This window comes from Sphingobacterium bovisgrunnientis, from assembly GCF_009829085.1.
GTDB lineage: Bacteria > Bacteroidota > Bacteroidia > Sphingobacteriales > Sphingobacteriaceae > Sphingobacterium > Sphingobacterium bovisgrunnientis.
Genome location: NZ_WUQY01000031.1, coordinates 41,705 through 47,866, shown reverse-complemented (window position 1 = coordinate 47,866; position 6,162 = coordinate 41,705). Strand labels below are relative to the sequence as shown.

At 36.8% G+C, this 6,162-nt stretch carries 7 protein-coding genes; 2 read left to right on the top strand and 5 right to left on the bottom strand.

The features are described from left to right. Positions 1-4: 4 nt before the first annotated feature. Positions 5-121, top strand: a complete 117-nt coding sequence (locus GOQ16_RS13835) for an IS3 family transposase (RefSeq protein ID WP_438865732.1) — start codon at positions 5-7, stop codon at positions 119-121. 15 nt (positions 122-136) lie between these two features. Here GOQ16_RS13835 and GOQ16_RS13830 read toward each other — a convergent pair whose 3' ends face one another. Both GOQ16_RS13830 and GOQ16_RS13825 read right to left on the bottom strand, forming a co-directional pair. After that, complete coding sequence (locus tag GOQ16_RS13830) at positions 137-508, bottom strand: reverse transcriptase family protein (protein WP_192922535.1); 372 nt, start codon at positions 506-508, stop codon at positions 137-139. Positions 509-1,083: 575 nt separating this feature from the next. Beyond that, positions 1,084-3,297: an NADP-dependent isocitrate dehydrogenase gene (locus tag GOQ16_RS13825; RefSeq protein WP_160069822.1), complete on the bottom strand. Its 2,214-nt coding sequence runs from the start codon at positions 3,295-3,297 to the stop codon at positions 1,084-1,086. 128 nt (positions 3,298-3,425) lie between these two features. Between GOQ16_RS13825 and GOQ16_RS13820 the strand changes: the two genes are divergently transcribed. Then, on the top strand, positions 3,426-3,563 hold the full coding sequence (locus tag GOQ16_RS13820) for a hypothetical protein (protein ID WP_160069821.1): 138 nt from the start codon (positions 3,426-3,428) through the stop codon (positions 3,561-3,563). Between the two features lie 125 nt (positions 3,564-3,688). On the opposite strand, the gene GOQ16_RS13815 is transcribed toward GOQ16_RS13820, so the two are convergent. From GOQ16_RS13815 to GOQ16_RS13805, 3 genes are all read right to left on the bottom strand, one after another. Continuing rightward, a complete protein-coding gene (locus GOQ16_RS13815) occupies positions 3,689-3,928 on the bottom strand; it encodes a hypothetical protein (RefSeq protein WP_160069820.1) in 240 nt (79 codons plus the stop codon). A 183-nt stretch (positions 3,929-4,111) separates the two neighbouring features. Beyond that, positions 4,112-4,948, bottom strand: a complete 837-nt coding sequence (locus GOQ16_RS13810; RefSeq protein ID WP_160069819.1) for a hypothetical protein — start codon at positions 4,946-4,948, stop codon at positions 4,112-4,114. A gap of 128 nt (positions 4,949-5,076) precedes the next feature. Then, entirely contained in the window at positions 5,077-6,156 is a 1,080-nt protein-coding gene (locus tag GOQ16_RS13805) for an agmatinase family protein (protein WP_192922534.1), read from the bottom strand. Positions 6,157-6,162: the final 6 nt, after the last annotated feature.

Genomic DNA, 6,162 nt, shown 5'->3' with positions numbered 1-6,162 from the left:
GAAAATATTTGAGTACATAGAGGGCTTTTATAATGATAAAAGAATACATTCCGCTATAGGTGATTTAACCCCTAATCAAATGGAAAAATACTTAAATCAAAATCGAAGAATGGTAGCTTAAAATTGTTTCCACTTTTTAGTTGCAATTCCAGTGGTCACTGAATTCAGGTTCGTAGATTGGTGTCAGGATTTGATTAATGCCCTGCTGGATGAGCCGATCAACTACTGTTGGGATGCCCAGCATTCGCTTTGACCCATTGTCTTTAGGAATTTCAACACGTCTTACTGCAGAAGGATAGTAACTCCCTTGCTTGATGGATGTTAAAAGTTTCTCTGTATGCTCTCTAAGATAATCCACAAGGGATTCGACGCCCATCTTATCGATACCTCCAGCACCACCATTACCGACCACTTGTACATAGGCAGCATTTAGGTTCTGACGGTCAAGAAGTTGTTCTAACAGTTCATCTACTCGTGTGTTTGTGTCTGTGAGGTTCTTTTCAATCATCCTAATAAAAGTCTGCCCTCCCACATAGCATTCGGGTTCCGCCCTATTCTTTTGTGATCAGGTTGATAAACGTTATCAATTTTCTGCATTCTATCATTCATTAGGTAATTCTCATGTATTGATCACTAACTTTAGGTTCATTCCTTCCTTGCTTTGCCGTAAGCAAGTACTACGAAATCGGCTGACTTCTCACAGCTAGCTTTACTCCTTGCTTCTGAAAAAAAAACTTCCACAAGTCTGTGAGATCTCCCCGGGTAAGAACGATAACTTTCATCTCATGTGTCTGCTACATTTACCTTGATGCTTCTGTACAGTATAGGACTTTAGTTTGTGTTGCAACCTCATCCAGCAGCTTAGGCCTTATATGTAGTTTCTGTCCGTCAGACCGAGAATTTGCCTAATGCTTCCTTCAGATTCCACCTCACGGTGGACACCCTTGCCTTCGGCTAACACTTCCAACTGTAATGGCGTGTTCGGGACTTGCACCCTAGAGTTATCGCCCATGCCGGGCGCACCACAAAAAAGCCTTCTTCGAAATCGAAGAAGGCTTTTGAATATTCCTAAAAATGAATTGCTTATAACGCAGCAATTGCATTATTCAATGTTGCTGAAGGACGTAAAGCTTGAGTAGCTAACTCATCATTCGGGAAGTAGTAACCACCGATATTTTGAGCTGTACCTTGAGCAGCAATTAACTCTTCGTTTATTTGAGATTCGTTAGCTGATAGTTTTTCAGCCAAAGTCGCAAATTGAGCTGCTAATTCAGCATCTTTAGTTTGTTTAGCTAATTCTTGAGCCCAGTATAAAGTTAAGTAGAAGTGAGAACCACGGTTGTCAATTTGACCTACTTTACGTGCTGGAGATTTGTCATTAGCTAAGAATAACGCATTTGCTTCGTCTAATGCATCTGCCAAAACTTGTGCTTTAGCATTGTTTTGAGTTTGTGCTAAGTGCTCAAAAGAAGCTTGTAGAGCTAAGAACTCACCTAATGAATCCCAACGTAAATAACCTTCTTCTAAGAACTGCTCTACGTGTTTAGGCGCAGAACCACCAGCTCCTGTTTCGAAAAGACCACCACCATTCATCAATGGAACGATAGATAACATTTTCGCTGAAGTACCAACCTCTAAGATTGGGAATAAGTCAGTTAAATAGTCACGTAATACGTTGCCCGTTACCGAAATTGTATCTAAACCTTCACGGATACGATCTAAAGAGAATTTAGTCGCTTCGATTGGAGACATTACGAAAATATCTAATCCATTAGTATCGTAATCTCCCAAGTATTTTTCTACTTTTTTGATGATTTCTCTATCGTGCGCACGCGCTTCATCCAACCAGAATACAGCAGGTGTAGCAGACAAACGAGCACGGTTTACAGCTAATTTAACCCAGTCTTGGATAGGAGCATCTTTCGTTTGACACATACGGAAGATATCACCAGCTTCAACAGCTTGTGCCATCAATACATTACCATTCGCATCTACGACACGGATAGTACCGTTTGCAGCAGCTTGGAAAGTTTTGTCGTGAGAACCGTATTCTTCAGCTTTTTGAGCCATCAAACCTACGTTAGGTACTGAACCCATTGTTTGTGGATCTAAAGCGCCATTTTCTTTACAATCCTCTATTACAGCTTCATAAACACCAGCATAAGAACGATCAGGGATGATAGCGATAGTATCACGCTCTGCTCCTGCTTTGTCCCACATTTTACCACCAATACGAATCATTGCAGGCATAGAAGCATCTACGATTACGTCCGAAGGAACGTGTAAGTTTGTAATACCCTTATCTGAGTTAACCATTGCTAAATCAGGACCATTTGCAATAGCAGCTTCGATAGCAGCTTTTACTTCAGCTTCTTTATCGTTACCAGCAATTTTAGCAAATACTTCACCTAAACCATTGTTTTTGTTGATGCCTAAAGAAGCGAATAACTCACCGTACTGTGCAAATACATCTTTGAAGTAAACTTCAACGATCGCTCCAAAAATAATAGGGTCAGAAACCTTCATCATTGTCGCTTTCAAGTGTGCTGACAACAATACACCTTCAGATTTAGCCTCAGCGATAGTAGCAGCTACAAAATCTTTTAATTTAGCTACATTCAATACGGACGAATCAATTACTTCACCAGCTTTTAATGGAGCTAAGCCTTTCAATTCTTCTACAGAACCATCAGCAGCTACAAATTCAATTTTGAATTGACCTGTTTCTTCTACTGTTACAGATTGCTCTGTTGCATAGAAGTCACCATCAGTCATTGACGCTACTTTAGTTTTGCTATCTGCTGCCCAAGCACCCATACGGTGCGGATTTGCTTTAGCATAATTTTTAACCGCTTTAGGCGCACGACGATCAGAGTTACCTTCACGCAATACTGGATTTACTGCCGAACCTAAGACTTTAGCGTATGTAGCTTTGATTTTTTCTTCTTCTGGCGTAGTAGCAGCATCTGGGTAATTAGGGACTGCGTAACCAGCTTTTTGCAATTCAGCTATAGCACCTTTTAATTGAGGAATAGAAGCTGAAATATTTGGCAACTTGATGATGTTTGCATCTGGAGTCGTAGCCAATTGACCTAACTCTGCTAATGCATCAGCAGTTTGTTGCTCTGGAGATAAATATTCGTTGAAATTAGCTAGAATACGTCCTGCTAATGAAATGTCTCTTAATTCTACATCGATATCCGCTGTCTTTGCGAACGCTTGTACAATAGGTAAAAAAGAGTAAGTAGCCAATAATGGCGCTTCATCTGTTTTAGTGTAAATGATTTTAGATGACATAGTTTTCTATTGAAAATATAATAATGTTTCTACTTTAAAAATAGAATTTTAATAATGAGATTCTCCCCCTATCAAAATTCGCCTAAAGATAACAAAATCAATTTTAAATCTTCATAAAAGGGTTAATTATGACGGAATTGAGAAAATGGTTGGCAAGGTTGGATTATATGTCTAAATATACTTCTTTTTCAAACTTAAATTTCTTTCCATCTTCTAACTCACCGGATATAGTAAATAAGGTTGAGCCTTTTTGGAATTTTGCGTAGTAAAGAATTTTTCATCAAACACAACATAGTTTGGATTGTAACGATATTCCACATAAAAAAATATTCACCTCCTCTTCTATGTTATTGTTTTTATATACAAAAGCTTTATTTATAGATAGAGAGAGTTATTCGATATTAGAGTAATTTAATGGATATGGCTCATTGATATCACAGGCCATTGCTGTTGGTACAATAGAAAAATTATTCGTAAAAACCTGTTCCATTTCAAATTCTATTCTTACCCTAAAAGACCCTTTTATAGTATCCATTATATTTTCATAGCGAGAATCTGTATTTAAAATCAAGACTTTTCCAACTGGAGTATATTTATAATTATAGGATTGATTACCACTCCCACAACACATTATATTAAGAAATGATTGCAGATAGCCAGAGTAAGCAGATTTAATTTCATGTTATACTAGGTTAATTTTTTAAGTAAAACAAAATTAAAGTTTATTTTGCTACAATAAAAATTAATATACCAACAAAATAAAACCCTCATAATTTACAGAAGATTATGAGGGTTTTTAGGATATATAGTATCACTAAATCTTATCAATTCTGAAGTTAGAAATATAAATTTTCCCAGTTTTATCATCATTGTTAAAAGCTAGATAAAAATATTTTTTAGTTATTGGATCAACCATTTCGGTATCTAAAATTTTGTATTCGTTGATATATGTATGCATACGATTACCTTCTACACGCATTTTTACTTTCATCACATCATTAACAAAGTAGGACATATTAGCTTTTACCTCACTATTCTTGTTTGGTGTCATTTCTTTGCTATGGAATTCAAAACGATTGAACCAATAGGATGCATTTATATTCAATGGATTATGTTTTGCTAGATAGTAATGATTACCCACACCTTTTTGATAATCAAAACCAAAATCTAAGCGAAATTGATGTTTATCATCCGATAATGCCAACACATCAAACTCAATCGTAAAATTCTCTGGAATACGAACTAAATCCTTAATCTTATACGTATTACCATCAAATAATTCCAACCATTTACCCTCTGCTATACTCACTTGACTCACAGCGCCTCTCCCATTACTTGTCCAACGTTGCGCCATAGCACCTAACTCATCTGCACTAAAGTTATCTTCAAAAACGACTTCTGTTCCGCGTACATAATCGTATTTTAACCCTTGTAAGTGTTTGAAAGGACCATTTTGAGAGGCACTGTTGGTAACAGTTGGTTGACTCTGCGATGCTGTAGCATTGCTTATATCATCTACTTTTTTATCGATAAATTGTTCTGCTTTTTGTCCTAATCGTTTACCAATACCACGTAAAGTTTGTGCTTCGGAATAGTAAAAACTACTGCTTAATAAAACTGTAGCCAAGATTTTGAAAGTTGTATTTTTCATCAATTATAGAATGTATTATTAGGATAGTGTGTCTATAGAACGAAATTAAAACATATTGTGCTACAATAAAAAAATATAAGCAGGTTTTATAGTTTAAAACCTGCTTTGCATAAATATCTTATATATTGTTAGAACTGAATCTTATGACCAACATTCAAACCATTATTTTTGGCAAAAACACCACACATATGGAATAATAAGCGTGCTCCTACATTTCCATCCCATTCGTCTGATTCACCAGGGGCAACTTCGACTAAATCCATTCCGATTATTTTTTTGCCGGATTCCGCTAAACGAGATAAAGCATAAACAGCTTGTTCGTAGGAAAGCCCTCCCGGAACTGGTGTACCTGTGTTTGGACAGTACCATTGATAAAGCGCATCGATGTCAAAACTTACTGCTACATTATCAGGCAAATGCGCAATAATTTCATCCACTTGTTGTTGCCAAGTTTTACCTTCAAACTGTGCTTTTTTAAGATCGGCATCTGTATACACTTTCACTTTATCCGAAGATTGTACAACTTCAACTTCTTGCTCACAGAAATCACGAATACCTACTTGTACCAATTTGCTTATTTGTGGCAACTGAATCGCATTGTACATAATAGATGCATGCGAATACGTAAAACCTTCGTAAGCAATACGTAGATCCATGTGTGCATCAAAATGAAATATTCCAAAATTATCGTATGAAGTTGCTAATGCTTGGTAATAACCTAGCGGAGTTGAGTGATCACCACCTAGTAAAATTACTTTTTTTCCTTTAGCCGTCCAATCCAATACACGCTCTTTTAATTCAGCATTAAGTTGTTTTGATGCTGAATTAATCAAATCCAAATCAGCCTTTAGAGTAGGATTTTCATTAATGTTTTCTCCATTTTCTAATGCTTCAATAATTGGTTGCGCTAATGCTTTATATTTTACCGAGTTCTCTGCCCACTGCGCTGGAGCTTCGTCCATATAAATTCCCAATTTCCACAATTCAGGAAAATCTTGATGCAACAAATCAACTTGGAATGACGCATCTAGAATAGCATCTGGCCCTTCTGACGCACCTGCACCATAACTAACAGTCACTTCCCAAGGCACTGGAATCACTATAATTTCAGATTCTTCTGCCGTAAATGGCAAACCATAAATACTTGCATCTGCCAGTCCAGGTTGTGAAGGATCAAAGTTTTTTATTTTATCTTCTTTACTAATCATGTTGTT

Bases quoted from the DNA above. Each gene is read 5' to 3' on its own strand.
- GOQ16_RS13830 (WP_192922535.1), bottom strand. From the start codon at position 508: ATGATTGAAAAGAACCTCACAGACACAAACACACGAGTAGATGAACTG.
- GOQ16_RS13825 (WP_160069822.1), bottom strand. From the start codon at position 3,297: ATGTCATCTAAAATCATTTACACTAAAACAGATGAAGCGCCATTATTG.
- GOQ16_RS13820 (WP_160069821.1), top strand. From the start codon at position 3,426: ATGACGGAATTGAGAAAATGGTTGGCAAGGTTGGATTATATGTCTAAA.
- GOQ16_RS13815 (WP_160069820.1), bottom strand. From the start codon at position 3,928: ATGTGTTGTGGGAGTGGTAATCAATCCTATAATTATAAATATACTCCA.
- GOQ16_RS13810 (WP_160069819.1), bottom strand. From the start codon at position 4,948: ATGAAAAATACAACTTTCAAAATCTTGGCTACAGTTTTATTAAGCAGT.
- GOQ16_RS13805 (WP_192922534.1), bottom strand. From the start codon at position 6,156: ATGATTAGTAAAGAAGATAAAATAAAAAACTTTGATCCTTCACAACCT.